The organism is Facklamia sp. P12955, assembly GCF_050409565.1.
Classification (GTDB): Bacteria; Bacillota; Bacilli; order Lactobacillales; family Aerococcaceae; genus Facklamia.
In genome coordinates this window covers 14,203-35,591 of the sequence record NZ_JBNUPF010000010.1, presented here as the reverse complement: position 1 = coordinate 35,591, position 21,389 = coordinate 14,203, and the positions used below count along the sequence as shown (strand labels likewise).

Annotated in this window: 22 protein-coding genes and 2 pseudogenes; all 24 read left to right on the top strand. The window is 31.4% G+C overall.

Annotated features, from left to right (window positions below; genetic code table 11):
• Positions 1 to 13 precede the first annotated feature (13 nt).
• Complete coding sequence (locus ACQV2G_RS04115; protein WP_428876195.1) at positions 14 to 922, top strand: Kiwa anti-phage protein KwaB-like domain-containing protein; 909 nt, start codon at positions 14 to 16, stop codon at positions 920 to 922.
• A 12-nt stretch (positions 923 to 934) separates the two neighbouring features.
• Complete coding sequence (locus tag ACQV2G_RS04110) at positions 935 to 1,498, top strand: hypothetical protein (protein WP_428876194.1); 564 nt, start codon at positions 935 to 937, stop codon at positions 1,496 to 1,498.
• Between the two features lie 96 nt (positions 1,499 to 1,594).
• Positions 1,595 to 1,765, top strand: a complete 171-nt coding sequence (locus tag ACQV2G_RS04105; protein ID WP_428876193.1) for a hypothetical protein — start codon at positions 1,595 to 1,597, stop codon at positions 1,763 to 1,765.
• Between the two features lie 226 nt (positions 1,766 to 1,991).
• A complete protein-coding gene (locus tag ACQV2G_RS04100; protein ID WP_428876192.1) occupies positions 1,992 to 2,303 on the top strand; it encodes a single-stranded DNA-binding protein in 312 nt (103 codons plus the stop codon).
• A 3-nt stretch (positions 2,304 to 2,306) separates the two neighbouring features.
• Positions 2,307 to 2,456: pseudogene (locus tag ACQV2G_RS04095) on the top strand (Maff2 family mobile element protein); the annotation flags it as partial.
• 157 nt (positions 2,457 to 2,613) lie between these two features.
• Positions 2,614 to 3,642, top strand: a complete 1,029-nt coding sequence (locus ACQV2G_RS04090) for a PDDEXK nuclease domain-containing protein (protein ID WP_428876191.1) — start codon at positions 2,614 to 2,616, stop codon at positions 3,640 to 3,642.
• A 17-nt stretch (positions 3,643 to 3,659) separates the two neighbouring features.
• On the top strand, positions 3,660 to 3,866 hold the full coding sequence (locus ACQV2G_RS04085) for a helix-turn-helix domain-containing protein (protein WP_428876190.1): 207 nt from the start codon (positions 3,660 to 3,662) through the stop codon (positions 3,864 to 3,866).
• A 40-nt stretch (positions 3,867 to 3,906) separates the two neighbouring features.
• Positions 3,907 to 4,569 (top strand): response regulator transcription factor, encoded by a 663-nt coding sequence (locus tag ACQV2G_RS04080; protein WP_428876189.1) that lies wholly within the window; start codon positions 3,907 to 3,909, stop codon positions 4,567 to 4,569.
• On the top strand, positions 4,566 to 5,582 hold the full coding sequence (locus ACQV2G_RS04075; protein ID WP_428876188.1) for a sensor histidine kinase: 1,017 nt from the start codon (positions 4,566 to 4,568) through the stop codon (positions 5,580 to 5,582). The genes ACQV2G_RS04080 and ACQV2G_RS04075 overlap by 4 nt, the downstream gene beginning before the upstream one ends.
• A 104-nt stretch (positions 5,583 to 5,686) precedes the next feature.
• Positions 5,687 to 6,454: an ABC transporter ATP-binding protein gene (locus ACQV2G_RS04070; protein WP_428876218.1), complete on the top strand. Its 768-nt coding sequence runs from the start codon at positions 5,687 to 5,689 to the stop codon at positions 6,452 to 6,454.
• A complete protein-coding gene (locus tag ACQV2G_RS04065; protein ID WP_428876187.1) occupies positions 6,441 to 8,456 on the top strand; it encodes an FtsX-like permease family protein in 2,016 nt (671 codons plus the stop codon). Before ACQV2G_RS04070 ends, ACQV2G_RS04065 begins: the two co-directional genes overlap by 14 nt.
• A gap of 17 nt (positions 8,457 to 8,473) precedes the next feature.
• Positions 8,474 to 8,608: a hypothetical protein gene (locus tag ACQV2G_RS04060; protein WP_428876186.1), complete on the top strand. Its 135-nt coding sequence runs from the start codon at positions 8,474 to 8,476 to the stop codon at positions 8,606 to 8,608.
• A 129-nt stretch (positions 8,609 to 8,737) separates the two neighbouring features.
• The gene (locus tag ACQV2G_RS04055; protein ID WP_428876185.1) at positions 8,738 to 9,004 is read left to right on the top strand and encodes a DUF3847 domain-containing protein; all 267 of its coding nucleotides are present in this window, start codon (positions 8,738 to 8,740) and stop codon (positions 9,002 to 9,004) included.
• A gap of 443 nt (positions 9,005 to 9,447) precedes the next feature.
• Positions 9,448 to 11,085: a MobQ family relaxase gene (gene mobQ / locus ACQV2G_RS04050; protein ID WP_428876184.1), complete on the top strand. Its 1,638-nt coding sequence runs from the start codon at positions 9,448 to 9,450 to the stop codon at positions 11,083 to 11,085.
• A gap of 117 nt (positions 11,086 to 11,202) precedes the next feature.
• Positions 11,203 to 11,913 carry a replisome organizer gene (locus ACQV2G_RS04045; RefSeq protein ID WP_428876183.1) on the top strand — a complete coding sequence of 237 codons (711 nt, stop codon included), beginning with the start codon at positions 11,203 to 11,205 and terminating at the stop codon, positions 11,911 to 11,913.
• Positions 11,914 to 12,079: 166 nt separating this feature from the next.
• Complete coding sequence (locus ACQV2G_RS04040; protein ID WP_428876182.1) at positions 12,080 to 12,922, top strand: ATP-binding protein; 843 nt, start codon at positions 12,080 to 12,082, stop codon at positions 12,920 to 12,922.
• 94 nt (positions 12,923 to 13,016) lie between these two features.
• Positions 13,017 to 13,220 carry a hypothetical protein gene (locus tag ACQV2G_RS04035; RefSeq protein ID WP_428876181.1) on the top strand — a complete coding sequence of 68 codons (204 nt, stop codon included), beginning with the start codon at positions 13,017 to 13,019 and terminating at the stop codon, positions 13,218 to 13,220.
• A gap of 2 nt (positions 13,221 to 13,222) precedes the next feature.
• Positions 13,223 to 14,860 (top strand): recombinase family protein, encoded by a 1,638-nt coding sequence (locus ACQV2G_RS04030; protein ID WP_428876180.1) that lies wholly within the window; start codon positions 13,223 to 13,225, stop codon positions 14,858 to 14,860.
• 6 nt (positions 14,861 to 14,866) lie between these two features.
• Positions 14,867 to 14,947, top strand: a pseudogene (locus tag ACQV2G_RS04025) (Maff2 family mobile element protein); the annotation flags it as partial.
• Between the two features lie 12 nt (positions 14,948 to 14,959).
• Positions 14,960 to 15,823, top strand: a complete 864-nt coding sequence (locus tag ACQV2G_RS04020) for a VirB6/TrbL-like conjugal transfer protein, CD1112 family (RefSeq protein ID WP_428876179.1) — start codon at positions 14,960 to 14,962, stop codon at positions 15,821 to 15,823.
• Positions 15,824 to 15,835: 12 nt separating this feature from the next.
• Positions 15,836 to 16,090: a hypothetical protein gene (locus ACQV2G_RS04015; RefSeq protein ID WP_428876178.1), complete on the top strand. Its 255-nt coding sequence runs from the start codon at positions 15,836 to 15,838 to the stop codon at positions 16,088 to 16,090.
• 14 nt (positions 16,091 to 16,104) lie between these two features.
• Positions 16,105 to 16,530: a PrgI family protein gene (locus ACQV2G_RS04010; protein ID WP_428876177.1), complete on the top strand. Its 426-nt coding sequence runs from the start codon at positions 16,105 to 16,107 to the stop codon at positions 16,528 to 16,530.
• Positions 16,427 to 18,850: a VirB4-like conjugal transfer ATPase, CD1110 family gene (locus ACQV2G_RS04005; protein ID WP_428876217.1), complete on the top strand. Its 2,424-nt coding sequence runs from the start codon at positions 16,427 to 16,429 to the stop codon at positions 18,848 to 18,850. The genes ACQV2G_RS04010 and ACQV2G_RS04005 overlap by 104 nt, the downstream gene beginning before the upstream one ends.
• Entirely contained in the window at positions 18,851 to 21,388 is a 2,538-nt protein-coding gene (locus ACQV2G_RS04000; protein WP_428876176.1) for a CD1108 family mobile element protein, read from the top strand. It abuts the gene before it with no gap.
• Position 21,389: the final 1 nt, after the last annotated feature.

The following is a 21,389-nucleotide window of genomic DNA, read 5'->3' as shown; positions in this document are numbered from 1 at the left end:
GAAAGGGGATTGTATGGAATTAAGAGAATTGACAAATAAGCTTCAGGAAGATGATTTGAATTTCAATCTATATTTTACGAGGAAGCTTAGAAACGGCAATTATGTGAGTTTTTCACCCAATATTGATGCTCAGATATTTGATGATTTATTGAATCTCATTATTGAATATTTAGGAAAATTTGAAGATAAAGAAATTATTCAATATGATCCTACTGGATATAAAGACGGAACAATAGAGCAATGTACCACTTCATATATCAATGATTATAAAAAAGTCATTGAGAGTTTTGAGAAGTCAGACAAAGTTGAAACTGAAATAGATCCAGATAATTATAATTTCTATACTTTTGAAATAAAAAAGGAAGACAAGGACTTTCCTAACATAAAAATTTTTAGGCGAGTTACAAAATTTAAAAAATTACATTCTAAAGGGATTATTGCAAGATTTAATGGAAATACGTTAAATAAAATTGAAAGTAAACTTATTGGAATTGATGGAGAAATAGATTTTATAATTATTGATGAAAAAATCATAATACTCTCTCATTATTCACTCGAGCGTATTTTTAACTTAGATGAGCAATTTAGAGACTCAGCTTCTGATTTTTTAAAGCAGGATGGTTTGAGTGAAGGAATTACAAATTTCGAAAGCTTTTATGAAGATTGCTTAAATGACGGAAGATATCGAAAGACACTAACTAAAATGACAAACGAAAATATCGATGTTGTTCAAACTTATGATAACCATGAGAACATTAAAATGACTATTGATATGTTTAATTTAGAAATTAATTACAATGAAGAACCTAGCTTCACAATAATTTATGAAGACAAAAGTCAAATTATGGATATTTTAAGGATTCTGCGAGACTCATATTATAGAAGTATTATTAATGAACAGATAGGAGTGGATGACAAATAAAGGAGTTAAATTATGAAGAAAACAGATAGGGTTATAAACATTTTAGTTAAGATAATGATGTTTATTTCTTCATACTTTCCTCTATATATCATGCTGGTAATTTTATATTTTAGTAAGATAAAAACTGGCATAGAAAATAAAAATGTTTTTTGGATAGTTTTTACTGTGGCCTTAATTCTCATGGCAGTGATATCTCTACTTAGCATTTTATTGTTAAAGTTAGGGAAAGGAACTAGAACAGTTGAAATAAAAGAACTTGAGAGACCTGATGACACTGTTCTTAGTTATATAATGACTTATATTATCCCTCTCATTGCTAATGATGGAAGTTCAAAAGAAGTATATATAGTTAATGTGTTGTTATTTATTTTAATTGGATATATTTACTTAAGGCTGAACCTTGTTTATTTAAATCCGTTATGGGCAATGTTTGGATATATTATCTATAGAGGGGCAAACAAAGAGATTGTAGTAACTAATATCCCTAGAGAATCCCTAAGAAATAAAGAATTATTAAATGGATACTATTTAAGCAATGATATTTTTATTGCCCATAAAAAACATAATATTGAATAGTTGGTAAGTTATGAAGTAAAAATTGACTAAAGCTCGTAAGTCTGTATAAGAAATATATTGATAGTATTTAAATAAATAAGAATTTTGGAGGTTGAAATGAATAAAAAGTATATGTGGCTTATATTGTCTATCATTTCACTGGTGGTGCTTTTGATATCAATATACATGTCATATAAAACAGGTAGAACAGAATATGCGTGGATAATTGGTGCTATGCTTTTGGGAATAGTATCTGGAAATAAATATAATAAAATGAAAAAAGAATAGAGAAAAATCCAAGTTTGTAGAAAAGATAATTTAATATATAAACGAGTAAGGCGATAGAAAGAAAAATCTATCGTCTTTTTTTGTACCTTAAATCAGGAGGTAAAGATGAATAGGATAAGAAGCCCTACTAGATAGGCAAGGTAAAAATATAATAGGACACATAAGCGATTGAAAAATAAAAAATCCAGTCGCTTTTTTTATTTCAAGAAAAGGAGAAGAAAAATATATGGAAAGAGAAATGATAAACATTAACGCAAATCTTGTGAAAGAACCTGAATTTACAAGTTTTGAAAGAGAAGGAGAAGAAGTAGAAGTCGCTAATTTTAGCCTAGTTAAAAAATATGGAAAGGACAAGGAATATATCAACTGTTCAGCATATGGAGAAAAGGTTGAAACAGCAAAAAGCTTTGAAAAAGGCGATTTGATTCATGTCTTTGGCTACTTTAAGACAAGAGAACATCAAGGAAAGACCTATAAGAATTTTGTCGTAAAGTCATATAACAAAATAGAAAAGAAAGATAAAAAAGAGGAGGAATAATCAATGGAATTTTTTACACAAGCAGTAGATGTATTAAAGGTATTAGTTATGGCAGTAGGAGCAGGACTTGGAGCCTGGGGCGTTATTAACCTAATGGAAGGATACGGGAATGACAACCCTGGTGCAAAATCACAAGGAATCAAGCAATTAATACCAAAGTAGAGAGGGTAAAACAAGCAAGAGAATTGAATATATATTAGAAAGACAAGCTAGTATTTCAAAAGAGCAAGATAAATGATATAATAGACATAGTATCGAAACAATAAATGAAAATAAATATATATTAAATCAGATGAAAAGAGGAGAAAATATGGCGGATTTAACGAGGGTGGACTTTAATCCTGTTTATGAAAACATTAGGAAAATCATGCACAAGTCTAGAAAAGACTTGGTTCAGACCATTAATACAAGTCTTGTTAAAACCTATTGGGAGATAGGCAGAACCATTGTAGAAGATGAGCAAGACCATTCAGATAGGGCAGAATATGGGCAGGGCTTAATTAAGGAACTTTCCAAAAACTTGAGCAAGGAGTTTGGCAGGGGTTTTTCACGATCGAATTTACAAAACATGAGGAATTTTTATTTAGCATATCCAAAAAGCCAGACACTGTCTGGCAAATTATCCTGGTCCCATTATTGTGAGTTACTTGCTATATCTGATAAAAACAAAAGAGACTTCTATGAAAAGGAAAGTGTAAATGCTAAATGGTCAGTAAGAGAGCTAAAGCGTCAGGTCAATACATCCTTGTATGAAAGATTACTTCTATCTCAGGGAAAGGATAACAAGGAAAAGGTCTTAGAACTGGCCCTAAAAGGAAATGAAATTGCCCTTCCTCAAGATATAATAAAAGACCCTTATGTTTTTGAATTTTTAGGAATACCGGAAAACAAACCCATGCTAGAAAGTGATTTAGAAAAGGCACTCATCAGGCATATAGAAAAATTTTTATTAGAACTTGGCAAGGGCTTTATGTATGTAGGCTCACAGCAAAGAGTAACCCTGGGAAACACTCATTATTATGTGGACATGGTATTTTATAATAAAATCCTTCGCTCCTATGTTTTAATCGAACTAAAAACTGGTAAACTCATGCCGGAAGCAGTTGGACAACTTAACATGTATCTAAATTATTATAAGACGGAAGTAAATGATGAGTATGACCAAGCACCAATAGGCATCATCCTATCTACAGATAAGGATCAAATACAGGCAGAATATGCCCTAGGTGGACTATCAAATCAAATATTCACATCGAAATACACACTCTATATACCGGATAGGGAAGAATTAGAAGATGAAGTAGAAAAAGTGCTTGCTTCATACCATGAAAAAGAATAAAGAAAGAGGGAAAGAAAATGGGCGTATCATACAGACCTTTATGGATAGAACTAGCCAAAAGAGAAATGGGCAAAGTTGAATTTCAAGAATATGTAGGTATTTCAGGAAATCTATTAGCAAAATTAGGGAAAAATGACTACATATCAATGAGAAACTTAGAACAGATATGTAGGAAGATGAAACTTTCTCCTAATGAAGTAATTGAATTTAAGGAGGAAAAATAAAGTTATAACAAAAAGTAAATGTTTATAGAGGGAGGGCTATATGAAAATATTTATTGTAGAAGATGAAGCTGCAATACGAATTGAATTGATTAATTTTTTAAAAAAGTATGGTTATAGTTGTGAGTATAGTTCTAATTTTCAAAATATATTACAAGAAATTATAGAGGCTGAATCAGATCTAATATTGCTAGATATAAATTTGCCTTATATGGATGGTTTTCAGTTGTGTAAGGAGATTAGAAAACAATCAGATATACCGATAATAGTTTTAACAAGTAGAGATACTGAATTAGACGAGTTAATGAGTTTAAATTTGGGTGCGGATGACTTTATAACCAAACCATATAATCCACAAATTCTATTAGCTAGAATACAAAATAACCTAAATAGGACTTATGAGCAAAAAAACATCATATTAATTGAGCATAATGGATTAACTCTTGATTTATTGAAAGGACAAATTAGCTATGTAGGAAAAACAAAAAAAATAACTAAAAATGAAATTGGTATTTTGAGATTATTAATGATTAATAAAGGAAATATTATTCTGCGAGATGCCATTATTGATGAACTATGGCAAAGTGAAGAATTTATAGATGAGAATACTTTAAATGTAAACATAGTAAGATTGAGAAAAACACTATCAGAAATTGGATTGCCTAATTATATAGAGACAAGAAGAGGAATGGGATATAGTGTATGAAATGGACTGATTATTTAGAAGATAATATCTTTAATTTAGTGGCTTTCTTATTGTTAGAATTATTTGTCGCATTTTTCCTCTGGATTATAGATGTCGAAAGTATTTTTATTGCATATATAACATTTATAATTCTTTTGTTTTTTGTAACTACATTTGTGTATGATTTTAAAATAAGATATGAGTATTATAATCAAATGTTTAACTTGTTAGATTCACTAAATGAAAAAACACTATTTAGTGAAACACTAGATTATCCTAAATTCTTGGATGGAAAAATATTGGTTGAATTATTGAAAAATATAAATAAATACCAAAATGATGAACTTGCTGACGCGAGACTTCAAAATAAAGAGTATAGAGAATATATAGAATCTTGGGTGCATGAAATAAAGACACCTATAACTTCAGCACGTTTAATAGTTGAAAACGAAAAAAATGATCTTACTTTAAGGATTGATGACGAACTTCGTAAAATTAATATTTATGTTGAACAAGTCTTGTATTATGCGAGAAGTACGAATGTTGAAAAAGACTTTATAGTTGAGAGAACTCTAATTCAAAATCTTGTAAATAAGGGTATAGTCACATATTCAAAACAAATCATACAAGTTGGTGGGAAAGTTTCTTTTAAAAATTTAGATTATACTGTATTAGCAGATAGCAAGAGTTGTTCTTTCGTGATAGGACAAATTATTTCTAATGCCATAAAGTATAGGAATGATAATTTAGAAATTAAATTCTCTGCAGAGAGACATAAAGACTTTATAACTTTAGTAATCTCTGATAATGGACTAGGAATACCTGATGAAGATATGCCATATATATTTAATAAGGGATTTACTGGTACAGTAGGACGAAGATACTCAAAGTCTACTGGAATAGGTCTGTATTTAAGTAAAAAAATTTGCGATAAGATGAATATAAAACTTTTTGCTAGAAGTAAATTGGGAGAAGGAACTTCTATTACAATGCAATTTCCAGTTGAAAGTATGGTTCAAGAAGTTTTCCAATGATAGATAACCTTTCATTTGAGTAAGGTAAATGTAATTTTAATTTATAGCAGTTAAATCCTAACTTATATATAATTAAATTAATAGATTAGGAGGATTTAATCATGATAGAGAAAATATTAGAAGTAAAAGATATTCAAAAAATTTATGGGAATAAGGGGAATATAACAAAGGCAATTGACCATATATCTTTTACAGTAAATAAGGGTGAATTTCTTGGTATTATGGGCACATCAGGGTCTGGTAAAACTACTTTATTGAATTGTATTTCAACAATAGACAAAGTTACAAGTGGTAAAATAATGGTGGATGGAGAAGATGTTACAAGATTAAGAGGAAATCAACTTTCTGAGTTTCGTGGCCAAAAATTAGGTTTTATTTTTCAAGATTTTAATCTAATTGATACTCTTACAGCTTTTGAAAATATATCTTTAGCACTTTCAATACAATCATATCCAGCTGTGAAAATAAGAGAGAAGGTAGAAGAAATTGCAAGTGCATTGAAAATTAATGAGGTGTTGGATAAGTATCCTTATCAGATGTCAGGTGGGCAACAGCAAAGAGTAACATCAGCGAGAGCAATAGTTACAAACCCATCAATGATATTGGCGGATGAACCTACAGGAGCGTTAGACTCTAATTCATCTAGAATGTTACTTGATATGTTAAATGAGTTAAATAGAAAACATGGTGCGACTATTTTGATGGTTACTCATGATGCATTTTCGGCTAGCTATTGTAATAGAATCATATTTCTTAAAGATGGGAAGATTTTTAATGAAATTACTAAAGGAGAGGATGCAAGAAAGGATTTTTTCTTGAAAATTTTAGATGTTGTATCTGTTATGGGTGGCGAACAAAATGACATTATATAAATTAATTTTCAGAAACATAAAGAAAAATATAAGTGATTATGCAATTTATTTTTTCACTTTAACAATTTCGATAAGTCTCTTTTATGCCTTCAATTCAATATCTTCTCAACCAGCTATGCAAAATCTTAGTATAACGAAGCAATTGTTAGCTAATCAGCTAGGAATTATCATATCAACACTATCTTTTTTTATGGCAATAATTCTGGGGTTTTTAATTGTATATTCTAATCAATTTCTTTTAAAACGTAGGAAAAAAGAACTAGGAATATATACTTTACTAGGTATGAAGAAAAGGAAAATATCTAGAATGTTTGTTGGAGAAACAATCTTTGTTGGATTTTTAGCGATAGTTGCTGGGATTGTGATGGGAGTTATATTTTCTCAATTACTTTCTTTGCTGTCATTACGTTTATTCGCAGTTGAAATGTCGGAGTTTAAAATGGTTTTTTCTATCACTGCACTTAAAAAGACAATTTTCTGTTTCATGATAATTTTTATTATCGTTGCGATTTTTAATGTAAGAACAGTATCTTCATCAAAACTCATAGATTTATTAAAATATTCAAAAAAAACTCAAACCATTAGGACGAAAAACACTAAGTTCATAACCCTTGGGTTAGCTGTTTCTATTATTATGAATATATTTTCATTTATAATTTTCCATAAGTATGGGATATTGCCAAGTAGTGAAAACTATTGGTTTCAAATAGCATTTTTACTTTTGACAGTAGGTACAATTATGTTATTTTATTTCTCCTCTGCATTTGTTTTAGCTTTGGTAAAAACAAACGATAAATTCTATTTGAAAGGTCTAAATTCATTTCTAAGCAGACAAGTAACTAGTAAAATTCAAACTGATTTTTTGCTACTAGCTATTATTACAGGTTTATTGACAGTATCAATTTGTGGGATTTCGATAGGTGTTAGTTCAGCGTTAGCCATGAATAAATCATCAAGTGATGCCTTGCCTTATGATTTGAATATAGTTTCTAACATAAAAATATCAGGAGATACGGACATAGTGGACTATTTAAAATCAAGAGATATTAATATAAGCACATATGCAAATAACATAGAACAAATTAGTTTATACGAAGCGGATACGAAGTACAAAGAGATATTCGAAGGACAGGATTTGGAGTTGTGGCCTATTGATGAAGGTTTATTAAATTATAATATTCCAGTAATAGGTATATCTGATTTCAATAATTCATTAAAAATGCAAGGAAAAGAACCCATTGAACTGAATAAAGACGAATACCTAGTAAATTGCAACTACAAGGGAACTTTAAAATATGTAGATACTTTTTTAAAGAGTAAAAAAAGTATTATATTAGCTGGTAAAAGACTAAAATCACATCAGAAAGAACCTTTAAACGAAACAATTTGGATGACATCTATAGGTAACAATGACAGAGGTACATTCATTGTATCTGATGATATAGCCAAATCATTACAAAAGGAGATTAATGTTTTATTGGTTATGTATAAGCAAGGTATAAATCCAGATGATGTCCTAAAAAAAATAAATCCAATTGGTCTAGAATGGAAAACAGGTGGCTATCGTTATACTGAAAAAAATATGCTAAATGATATGTTTTATGGTTCAGTTGCATTATATGTGTTTCTATCATGTTATATTGGTATTGTCTTTCTAATTACTTGTGCAGCACTATTATCACTAAAGCAATTGACCGACATATCAGATAACATATATAGATATGGTCTTCTGCAAAAGCTTGGAACAGATTATAAAATGTTGTATAGTACAGTCTTTAAACAAATTGGCGTATTCTTTATTGTTCCACTAATTGTAGCAATGGTTTATTCATTCTTCGGGATAAAAGAATTAACTAGTATAGTTGAAGATTTTTTAAATATCAATGTATCTACTAATTTAAGCTTTACATTGTTATTGTTTATAATTTTATATGGTAGTTATTTTTATGGAACATATCGAAATTGTAAACGAATGGTAGCTGAGCAGACAGATAAAAAATAGAAGGGAGGGCATTAGATATGCTTGGAAGTGTTAACTGGAGTGGAGTATTACAAAGTATTATTGATACATGGTTACCATTATTTGGTGTTATTGGTATAGCTATAATAATAGTATTAGTAATAAAATTTTATAAAAAGAGAAAAGATAAATAAAAAGAGCAAAAAGCAATATAACTATTTTGAATAATAAGAAATAGAACATAATGAATTTTGTAAAAAACGATTAGAAAATAAAAATTCTAGTCGCTTTTTTCATGTCTAATTTTGGGAGGAGATGAAGAAGTGGGAATCACAAATAGATTAAATGAAGTCAAAGATGAGATAGAAAATTTATTAGAAGAAAAGGGAAAATGTGAACTTGAACTTGAGCAATTAAAAAATCAAGAGAAGAAAATCAAAAGGCAGATTAGTCAGAGAGAAAGGAAGAAAAGGACAAGAAGATTAATCGAAAGAGGGGCAATCTTAGAAAGATATATTGAGGGTGCAGAAGAAAAAAGCAATGAAGAAATCATTGAAATACTAGATAAAGTTTTTCTGAATATGGATTGAGAGGAAAAAACAACTTAGGAAAAAGGAAGAAGTTTTGAAAGAGAGAATAACATAATCAATCTCTTAGATTTTCTAAGGGCGCAATTATACACCCTAAAGGGTGTCCTTGCGACCTGCGGTGCTTGACCCTTGCAGGGAGCAATGAAAAGGCTAAAGCCTTTATCAGGTTTTAATAAAATACAATTTCATAAAAATATCCATTCGCTTTTTTATAGTCAAGGGTAAAATGAACTCGCTCTCGCTCGCCCTTGACAATAAAAATTTGAAATGAATGGTAATCATTAAGCCGACATACTGAAACAAGAAAGTAAGTTTAGTATCGTCGGCTTTTTTTATTGTAACATTTCAAAACGCTCATTCACGAAGTGAAAGGTCAAGAAATTTTTTCAAGACCGACGCCTAAAACAAGTAAGAGAAAACAAAAAACAGAGAGGAGGGAACAGATGGCAGAGAGTTTTCATTTTAATATTTCTATGGTAAGTAGGGGAAAGGGGAAGTCAGCAGTTGCTAGTTCTGCATATATATCAAGAGAAAAAATAACCAATGAATGGGACGGAGTAACTCATGATTACCACAACAAAAAAGACTTAATATACAAGGAAATATTTTTACCTGAAAATGCAAAAGAAGAATTTAAAGACAGGGCAACTTTATGGAATAGTGTGGAACTAAATGAAAAAGCAATTAATGCTCAACTGGCAAGAAGTTTTATCATAGCCCTACCAAAAGAATTAAGTATTGAGGACAATAAAAAGCTTATTACAGAATTTATTGAAAGTAATTTTGTATCACAAGGAATGATAGCAGACCTTGCTATTCATGATGAAAGTGATGAGGGAAATCAGAATATTCACGCTCATATTATGACAACAGTAAGACCACTAAATGAAGATGGATCATGGGGGCAGAAAAGCAAAAAAGAATATGTCTTTGATGAAAAAGGTGTTCCAGTTCTTACAAAAAGTGGAAAACAAAAAACAAGAAAAATAGAACTCACTGATTGGAATAATCGGGGCAATGCTGAAAAGTGGCGAGAGAGCTTTGCAAGTCTATGTAATAAATACCTAGCAGAGAAAAACATCGAAAAAAGAGTTGACCACCGTTCCTATGAAAGACAAGGACGAGATGAAATACCTACCATTCATATGGGTGCAAGTGCTTCTGCCTTAGAAAGAAAGGGAATAGAAACAGAAAAAGGAAATATAAATCGAGAGATAAAAAAACATAATAGTTTAGTGAAAGAGATTAAGTCAAAAATAGGAGAAATCACATCATGGCTCAATGGTTTAGTTAAAACATTTCAGTCAAGGTATGACCAGTATAAAGAAGATAAAAAAGAAGAACTGGAGAACAAGGCAGAACTTTTTAATCTCTATGAATACATCTCAATTTACCATGATATTCAAGTTGATAAAAGACGAGAATTAAAAGTTTATGCTAGTCAAAAGAAAGGACTAGCTGACTTAAAAAGATTTTCCAGTGCAAGAGTATATCTTCAAAACAATGACTTAGAAACTATAGCAGACTTACAAGGGAAAATCTCTAGTTTACAAAGTAGAAATAGAAAAGTATCCAAGGAAATAAAAGCCAAGACAGAAGAAATAGATAAGCTGAATAAGTGCCTAGTCTATACTGATATTATCCGTAAAACAAAACCAGTCTTTGATAAGTGGCAAGGAAAGAAATTATTCAAGGAAAATTACTATCAAGACCATAAGGAGATAATAGACAAGTATAAAAGAGTAAGAACCTATTTAGAAAAGCAAACAGGTTCATCAGCAATCAAGCCGAAAGAATGGAAAAAGCAAGTTAATGATTTAGAGATAGAAATTGAAAGATTAAACCAAACAAAAGAAAATATCAAGGATGAATTTTCAAAGATTAATCACATTAAGTATGCAGTAAAAATAGTCAATGATGATTATGGGATTGACCTATCCATTGAAATAGATAAGGCAATTAAGAGAGGTGAAAAGCCAAGTATCATTGAACAGATTAAGAAATTTGAAAAACAACAAGAAAAAGATGATAGATATAGACAAAAAGCAAAGGAGAAACATCAAAGGAATGAAGAAAGATAAGCATCGTTTAGAAAATAAAAGATGAAGTCCTAAATTGGGAGAACATGAAACAAGTAGGAATAATTAGAAATTGAGGGCTGAACGAAATGTTTAGCCCTTATAAATTTAGGAGGAGAAATGGCAGAAAGAAGAATGATATCAAAATCTGTTATTCAATCAGATGTTTTTTTAGAAATGCCTTTATCCTCACAAGCTCTATACCTACACTTAAATATAAGTGCAGATGATGATGGTTTTGTTGGAAATCCAAAGACAATTATAAGAATGATTGGAGCAAGTGAGGACGATTTTAAGATATTAATAGCAAAAGGCTTTGTTATTATATTTAGAAGTGGTGTTTTAGTCATAACTCATTGGAAGATAAATAACTATATTCGAAAAGACAGATATAAAAAAACAATGTACCTTGAAGAAAAACGAGAAATAAGGCTTTCAGAGATAGGTTCATATATAAAAAATGATTCTGGTAGTCATTTGGTATACCAACGGTCTACCAATGGTCTACCCAGTATAGGGGAGGATAGATTAGGTAAGGTTAGTATAGATAAGGGGAGGGTAGAAAGAGAAAAACCGTCCACCTCCCTTTATGGTCAATTTAAAAATGTTAAGTTATCAGAAGAAGAATATAAAAAACTAGAGGAAGAGTTAAAAGACCACACTCAAACCATGATAGATAAATTATCAAGGTATATGGAAAGTAGTGGTAAGAACTATAAGAACCACTATGTAACGATACTTAACTGGTATGAAGAAGATAAGAATAAACTTATAAATAAATCAGATAAAAGAAAAACTACATCTAACTATGATGATAGTCCTAGTATATAAGAGGGTGGACAGGGCTTTTTAGATGAGTTAATACAAAAGATGATTAATTCTATAGGGAAGAATAAAAAAGCCTTTAAATTGCCTTCCACCATTTAAGAAATGAAAATCAAGAATAAATATAAGGACGATTAGAAAATCTAGTCGTTTTTTAGTTTAGGAGGAGAAAATGAGCGATAAAAATATACAGACCATAAAAATCAAGGGAGTTAATTTTCAGTACAATCCAGATAGAGATTATGAAAAAGATGGTCATGTTTACTGCAAGTCTTGTAATGAACAAGTAGACGGACAAGTAATGGACTTTATAAATAAAAAAATGATATTTAGAAGAGCCTGTAAATGTGATAGAGAAAGAGAAAAACTTGAAAAAGAAAGACAAAGAGCCTTAAAGGTTGAAGAAATAAAAAAAAGATGTTTTGTAGAAAGTAGTCAAAGCAAATATACCTTTAGAAATTCTGATGAACTCATAGATAAAGACCTAATCAGAAAGGCGAGAAACTATGTAGATAAATTTGAAGAAATGAGAAAGGACAATATTGGTTTAATCATCTATGGAGGAGTGGGAAGTGGAAAAACCTATCTTACTTGTTCCATAGTTAATGCTATAATTGAAAAATACCTTTATGAATGTAAAGTTATGAACTTTTCTCAAATACTAAACGATTTACAAAAAGGAGGCTTTAACCTTGATAGAAATGAATATATCAATAGCCTAGCTAGTAAGACCCTACTAGTTCTTGATGATTTTGGCATAGAAAGAGATACAGAATATGCACTAGAACAAGTCTATAATGTGATAAATGCAAGGTATCAGAAAAGTAAACCGACTATTATAACAACCAATATAGATTATAGAGAACTGGAAAGGGAACAAGAAAACCTAATGCTGGCAAGGATTTATTCAAGAATAATAGAAATGGGAGTACCCTTAAAAGTAGATGGCAAGGACAGACGAAAGGAAAAACGAAAAGAAAAGATAAAAAAAGCAAAAAATTTAATAGACGACTAAGAGCGACTAGAAAAGTAAAAAACTCTAGTCGCTTTTTTTATTACAACAAAGGGAGTAACGAAATGTTACCCCCTTATTTTTATAGGAGGAGAAAATGACGAAAAAGAGAAAATTTATTGTAAGAAGAAAATTTAATAAAAATCGAACAGCTACCGAAGCCTTTCTAAGTCTTATGATTGAAAACAACAAGACTACTTCTAAAAAGAAAGTACACATTGCTAAAGAGAAAGAAATAGAATATAATAGAGATAATTCAATTCAATCTTGCTTGTTAGAACCCTCAAAAGAGGAGGACTAACAATGCAAAGTAAATTTTATTCAAATCGAGTGGCAATCTATTGCCGCCTATCAAAAGACGATGAGCAGAAAGGAGAGAGTGCCAGTATAAAAAACCAAAGGGATATGCTTGTTGATTATTGTAATCAGAGGTCTTGGAATATTCATGACATCTATATTGATGATGGATATACAGGGCTTAATATCAACCGACCATCTTTTCAAAGAATGATTGAAGATATAAAGACAAGAAAAATAGATATAGTCATTACAAAAGACTTATCAAGATTAGGTCGAAACTATCTTCAGACAGGAAGATTTACAGAAGAATTCTTCCCAAAGCATGGCGTTCGATATATTGCAATAAATGATGGTGTAGACACTATTCAAGATAACAATGAGATAGTACCCTTTAAGAATGTTCTAAATGAGTTTTATTCAAGAGATGTATCTAAAAAGATGAAATCAGCCTACCTAACAAGGGCAAAGCAAGGTAAATTTATAGGTTGCCTTGCCCCCTTTGGTTATATGAAAGACCCAGAAGACCCTCATACTCTAATAATTGATGAAGAAACAAGTCCTATTGTAGAGAAAGTTTTTCACCTAGCCTATTTAGGATATGGAGTTCAATATATTAGGACTGAACTTAGGAAAGAAAAAATACCAACCCCTACATGGTGGAATAGGAAAAAAGGTCTTAGAAACAAGTATACCAAGTGGGAAAAGGAAATAGAGGGTGGGGAGTTTATATGGGATTGTACGACTTTAACAGAGATGATACAAAACCCTGTTTATCTAGGTCATACTGCAAGCCAAAAGGCAAACCACAAATTTAAAATTGGTTGGTTATCAGACAAACCTCAAGAAGAATGGATAGTAGTTGAAGATACTCATCAACCGATAATAGATGAATACATCTTTAGAATAGCAAATGAAAAACTTAAAAGTAGAAAAAGACCATATAAGACAGGGGAATTAAATCTCTTTTCAGGTCTAATCAAATGTCCCGACTGTGGTAAGTCCTTAAATATAGTCAGAAACAATTCAAAGAAGAAAGAAAAATTATTTACTTGTAACACATATAGAAGATATGGAAAAGACTTTTGTAGTCAACATAGAATTTTCTATGATGACATCTATGAGATAGTTTTGGAAGATATTAGAAAAAATGCAGAACTTGCCTTATCAGATGAAGAAAGAATTCTAAAAACACTTGAAGAAAGCAAGACAAAAAATCAAGATATGGAGTTACAACAAATAGCACTTTCTATTGAAGAAGATAGCAAAAGACTTAAGGAATTAGAAACAAAGGTTGAAAGACTTTATGACGATTGGATAGACAATAAAATCAATGAAAAAAACTTCAACCGTATTCTAGAAAAGACACAGTTAGAGCAAAAAATACTACAAGAGCGTATTGAGAAGAATGAAAAGCTATTTGAAGAAGAAAATGAAGATGAAGAAAATATCTTAAAATGGCTTGAAACAATAAAACAATATAAGGACATTCGAAAATTAGATAGGCACACCTTAAATGAACTCATCGAGAAAATCTTAGTCTATGAAAAAGAAGTTATAGACGGAGAAATCTCTCAAATCATTGAAATTCACTATAATTTTATATCCAAAACTATGGAACACAACCTAATATATAATCTCTAACTAGCCATTAAACAATTGATGGCAGGAGGAGGGATTGTCTTAATCGGATTGAAGCTAATTCCGTTACTGGCAAATGTATTGAAGTAAGGAGAATGATATATGTTTGGAATTTTCGATAAGATCACAGAGTTTTTTAAAGAACTTTTAATCGGAGGTATCCAAACAAACCTTGAAGATATGTTTATCGACATCAATTCAAGAGTGGGAGAACTAGCTACAGATATTGGTCAAACCCCAATGGGATGGAACGGCGAGGTATTTTCATTTATAAAAAGCATAAATGATTCGGTTATCATTCCCATTGCGGGTTTAATCATTACAGCTGTTTTATGTATAGAACTTATTAATCTGGTGATGCAAAAGAACAATATGCATGACACAGATACTTTTGAGTTCTTTAAATACATTATTAAAATGTGGATAGCTGTGTGGCTTGTATCTCATGCCTTTCAATTTTCAATGGCAGTCTTTGATGTCGCCCAACATCTAGTGAGTCAGGCAGCAGGAGTAATTAATACTTCTGCTACTGTTTCTCCAGATGAAATAGTTGCAATGGTTGAGCAGTTAAATGAAAAGGAAGTAGGAGAGCTACTAATGATTCTTGTAGAAACTTCGTTGGTTAAAATAGCCATTCAGATAGTTTCTCTCGTCATCATGCTTGTGGTTTATGGGCGTATGTTTGAAATTTATGTTTACTCATCGGTTTCAGCTATACCTTTTGCCACTATGGGCAATAAAGAGTGGGGACAAATAGGGACAAACTACATTAAGGGTTTGTTTGCGATAGGACTTCAAGGTTTGTTTTTAATGGTATGCCTCGGTATTTATGCCGTATTAATTAAAACAATAGAAATAACAGATATTCATCAAAGTATTTTTATGGTACTAGGTTACTCCCTATTACTTGGTTTGATGATGTTAAAGAGTGGAACACTTGCTAAAAGTGTTATGAATTCACATTAGGAGGAAAAAGATATGAATAAAAAGAAAAAAATAATGTTATTAGTAACTGCAACAGTAACTGGTCTTGGATGGTTAGTGAATGAAATAAAAAAGAAAAACAAGATAGAAAAATTGGAAGATGAAATAAGAGAGCTAAAGTATTCAAGTGAAGCACTGATGGTTTATCAGCATGAGAAGAATAAAAGAATGGAAGATCGTTTAGATGAATTAGTGGATGAGTTTGCTAGTGTCTATACTCACATGGAAGAACTAGCGGAGATTAAATAAGATGGGGGATTCTTATGGCTTATGTACCAATACCTAAAGACTTAAATAAGGTTAAAACAAAAGTTGCCTTTAACTTAACCAAAAGACAATTAATTGGCTTTACCTTGGCTGGGCTAGTGGGTTTTCCTGTCTATTTATCCATTAGAAAATTTGTACCAAATGATATAGCAGTAATTACCATGATACTTGCAACCTTACCGATCTTTTTTGTGACCATGTTTGAAAAAGATGGTTTAAGATTTGAACAGTATTTTAAATATATCTACCTTCACAAGTTTTATCAGCCTGGTAAAAGAGTCAGAAAGGAGGTTCTAAGAAATGAACAGAAAAATAAAAATGCAAGAAAAAACACTAAAAAGAAACAAACAAGCCCTAAGAGAACAAAAAAGGGATTTGAAAAGTCAGAGAAAAAATCAAAAGCAAAGTCCAATGCCAAATAAGACAGGGGTATTGGATTTTTTGTTTAAGAAAGAGAAGAAAAGATACACCGTAGAAGATACCATACCTTATCTAAGAATGTTAAAAAATGGGGTTTGTCAGATCGATGAAAGACATTTTAATAAAACTATTTCTTTTGAAGACATTAACTACCAACTGGCTTTAGAAGAAGATCGAGATTTAATCTTTAACCAGTTTGCTAACTTCCTAAATTCTTTTGACCCAAGTATTGGGATTGAGTTTTCATATATTAACCAGTTGGGAAGAAATGAAGAAATGAAAGATGCCATAAAAATTCCTGACAAGGGAGATGACTATGACGAAGTAAGAAAAGAATTTAGACAAATGCTTAAAAATCAACTGGCTAAGGGAAATAATGGACTTAAAAAATCCAAGTATATTACTTTTACCGTTGAAGCTGATAAGCTAGAACAAGCTGTTGCCATGCTTGAAAGAATAGAAATTGATATCTTATCCAACCTAAAAAGTATGGGAGTAAGGGCAGAAAGTCTAAATGGAAAAGAAAGACTAAAGGTTATCCATGACATTTTAAATCCTGATAAGTCATTTGATTTTTCATATAAGGATATTACTAAGAAAAAGACCAGTAAGTCCTTTATTGTTCCCGATGAATTTAACTTTGTACCAAGTAAATATTTTAAGTTTGGCAAATACATCGGAGCAACCAGTCATTTTCAAATACTTGCTAGTGAACTATCTGATCGAATGCTGGCAGAATTTTTAGATATTGACGATAATATTAATATTTCTTTTCACATTCGCTCCATTGAACAATCAGAAGCCATTAAGATGGTTAAGAGAAAAAACACTGATATTGATAAGATGAAAATTGAAGAACAGAAAAAGGCAGTTCGTGCAGGTTATGACATGGACATCATTCCATCAGATATTAATACCTATGGAGAAGATGTAAAAGTTCTTCTAAAAGACCTCCAAAGTCGTGATGAGCGTATGTTTATAGTAAGCATTATCTTTATGAACTTTGCTCGAACTATTCAAAAGTTAGAAAACACTTTGGTACAAATTTCTTCTATTGCCAACAGACACAACTGTAAGGTAAAAAGCTTAGACCATCAACAGGAACAAGGTTTAGTTTCTATCCTACCAATAGGAGTCAATCAAATTGAAATTAATAGAGGACTAACCAGTTCATCAACGGCAGTCTTTATGCCTTTTACAACCGAAGAGTTATTTATTGATTCATCAAATAGCCTTTACTATGGCTTAAATGCTCTAAGTCATAACTTGATAATGGCTGATAGAAAGCTTCTTAAAAACCCAAATGGCTTGATATTAGGAACACCTGGTTCTGGTAAGTCTTTTTCAGCCAAGCGTGAAATGGCAAATGCCATCTTAGTTACAGATGATGATGTCATTATCTGTGATCCAGAGGGAGAGTATGGAAGTCTTGTTAAACAGTTTAATGGAGAAGTAATTAAAATTAGTTCTAAGTCTAAGGATTATTTAAATCCCTTAGATATTAATATGAACTATGGAGATGGTGATGCTCCCTTAAAGGATAAGGCAAACTTTATTATGTCCATGTTAGAACTTGTTGTAGGAGGATCTGGACTAACGGCTGCTGAAAAATCGGTCATAGATAGATGTTTACCTAAGATTTATGAGAAGTATTTTGAAGATCCCAAGCCTGAAAATATGCCGGTTTTAGAAGATTTGTATGATATGCTTCGCACCCAGGAAGAATCGGTTGGAAGAAAACTGGCGACAGAAATGGAAATCTATGTAACAGGTTCACTAAATGTCTTTAACAATCACTCCAATGTGGATTTAAATAAGCAGTTACTTTGCTTTGATATTAAGGAACTTGGAACGCAATTAAAGAAAATAGGAATGCTTGTTATTCAAGACCAGGTTTGGAATAAGGTATCTCAAAATAGGGGAAATAAGTCGACTAGATACTACATTGACGAGTTTCACTTGCTTTTAAAAGATGAACAAACTGCCCAGTATTCAGTTGAGATTTGGAAGAGATTTAGAAAATGGGGAGGGATTCCTACAGGTATTACCCAAAATGTAAAGGATTTACTGGGAAGTAAGGAAATAGAAAATATCTTTGATAATACAGATTTTGTTCTCATGCTTAATCAAGCACCAGGGGATCGAGATATACTAGCTTCTAAATTAAAAATTTCTTCTCCCCAATTAAGATATGTAACCAACTCCAATGCAGGGGAAGGGCTAGTCTTTTTTGGCAATACCATTGTTCCCTTTATTGATAAATTTCCTAAAGATACGATTCTTTATGAAAAGATGACCACTAAGCCTGAAGAGGTGAAGTAGATGAAAAAGAAAAGGAAAAAAAGTTTTGATGAAAAATTAAGACTAAGTAGGGAACAAGGAAAGAATATAAATGAAGAATCAAAGCTTAAACATGGAGACGATTATCTGGGAAAAATCATTAAGGATAATGAGAGGTTTCAGGATAAGAGAAAAACTAGAACAAGTAAAAGACAAGTTAATTCAGATGTCGTTGAAAACAAAAAGGAAAGAAGACATCGAGAGCATTCGGAACTTGAACAAATTAGGGAGGAGAAGAAGACCTCCCTAGCCGATTATAAAAGCGAAGGCTCTTTTTCTAATCAAGAATTAGGAAAAAATAAAAGTTTTTATAATAGGAAAACAAAGTCCGATAAACAAATAAGACAAGAAGAAATAAAAGAAGTAAGAAAAGGCTCAATATCAAATGATAGAGAGCCTTTTTTTAATAAAAAGGATAAGAAAAACACTTTTAGAAAACAGGGGGAAAAGTATAGAGTATCTCAGTCAAAACAATTAAAAGAAGTTTATGATCCACTAGAAAAAGATACAGATAATGATGGAATCATCGACCGATATGATAATAACTTTAAGGATAGTGATTACTTTGAATCCACCTATGATGTGGAAGATGAAGAAGTAAAAAATCATCAGGAGATTTTACAGACAAAAAAAGCTAGACAAAGAAAAATTGGTCAAGATTTTAGAAGAAAGGAAGAAGTAAAAAGATCTAAGAAAAAACTAGAAGAAAGTTATAAGAAGTCAACGGAAGATATCTATGACCCACTAGGAAAAGATCTTGACAATGATGGAATTATTGACCGATATGACCATGACTTTAGAGATAGCGACTATCTTAAATCAACCTTTGACTTAGACGACTTAGGGAAAGAAAAGTCTCAAAAAAACAAATATTATCAAAAGAAAAATAATAAGAGAAAAAATTATTCGGAAGAAAAATATACTAGAAGTAAAGATTCAAAAAAGGATCAAACTAAGGGTAAGAAAGTCATTGAGGATCGAAAAAAGAAGAACAACCAAGCAAAAGATTTTAATAAAAAGCTTAAAAAAGAAAAGACCAATAGTGCTTTACTACTAGGAGTAGCTAAAAGTCAGGAAGTTGCAAGAGATTATCTATCAAGTGGAAGTGAAGAAAATGCTGGGGTTGAAAGTGGTGAAAAGCTTGCGGATACTAGTTCAAAGCTTATTCATAAACAGCAAAAATATCTTAATAAGAGAAAGGCAAAAAAGGCTTATAACCTAAAAGGTCAAGATAAGAAAATTAGAAAGAAAAAGTCCAAGCTTGATTTTAGAGAAGAACTTGAAAGGGCAAGGGCAAGTGATAAGTATAAAAAGGCAAGTGCCTATAAGAAGTTTCAAAAAAGAAGACAGATGAAGGCACAAATTAATAAACAGCATAAAACAAGATTCAGAGATCGAGTAAAGGAAAACTTGCTCGGTCTTTTTAAAAATGCCAGAGAAATGGTAGTAAGAAAGTCTAAGGCAATCTTAATAGGTCTAGTTGGAATCATTGTCTTAGGAACATTTATCATAAGCTTTGGGGGTTCAACCATGACAGGCTTTATGAATACGGCAAGCTCTACCCTTGCCACTTCTTATCTCTCAGAGCCTAATGTCTTAACAGAAGTCAATCAACACTTTTCCTTTATGGAGCAAGAGTTACAGGATAAGCTCGATAATATTGAGTCAGCCCACCCAGGTTACGATGAATATATTATTAATAAGGATGGAGAAATCTATCACAATACCCATGAACTACTATCCTACATTACTTCTAGATATGGAGGTTTTGAATCAGTAGATGAGGTTAAGGGACTCTTAGAAGAATTGTTTGAAAAGATGTATGACCTTAGTTATGAAACAAAGACAGAAATTCGCTATCGAACAAAATATGAAACGAGAATCGATAGCAATGGCAATAGGTATCGAGTAAGGGTTCAAGAAGCTTATGAGTACAAAATTTTTATTGCAAACCTAAAGACTCGTTCAATGGATAGCGTAATAAGAGAAATACTAGCAGACTATCCAGATAATATTGTTCACTATGAAGCCCTACTTGCTAGTGGGGGTAATATGGGAGACTTTTTTGGTTCAAGTTCAGTAGATTTGTCTGAAATTATCAACAATCCAAACTTTGGCAATCCAGGACTTGCCTTTGATGATGCAAGTGTTCGACAGTTATTCTCAGAGGCTGAAAAACATATTGGAAAAAGATATGTCTTTGGAGCAAATGGGCCGAACAACTTTGACTGTTCATCTTTTGTTTGTTGGTCATTTACAAAATCAGGTATTAAGGATATGCCTAGAACAACTGCACAGATGATTTATTCTAATTATTGTACTCATATTAGTCCATCAGAAGCTAAACCTGGGGATATTATCTTCTTTAGCGGGACCTATAACAGTGGATCAGCGATTTCTCACGTGGGCATTTATGCTGGGGATGGCATGATGATTCACGCTGGAGATCCTATTCAATATACAAGTATTAATTCAAATTATTGGAAACAACATTTTTATGCTTTTGGTCGACCAAGATAGG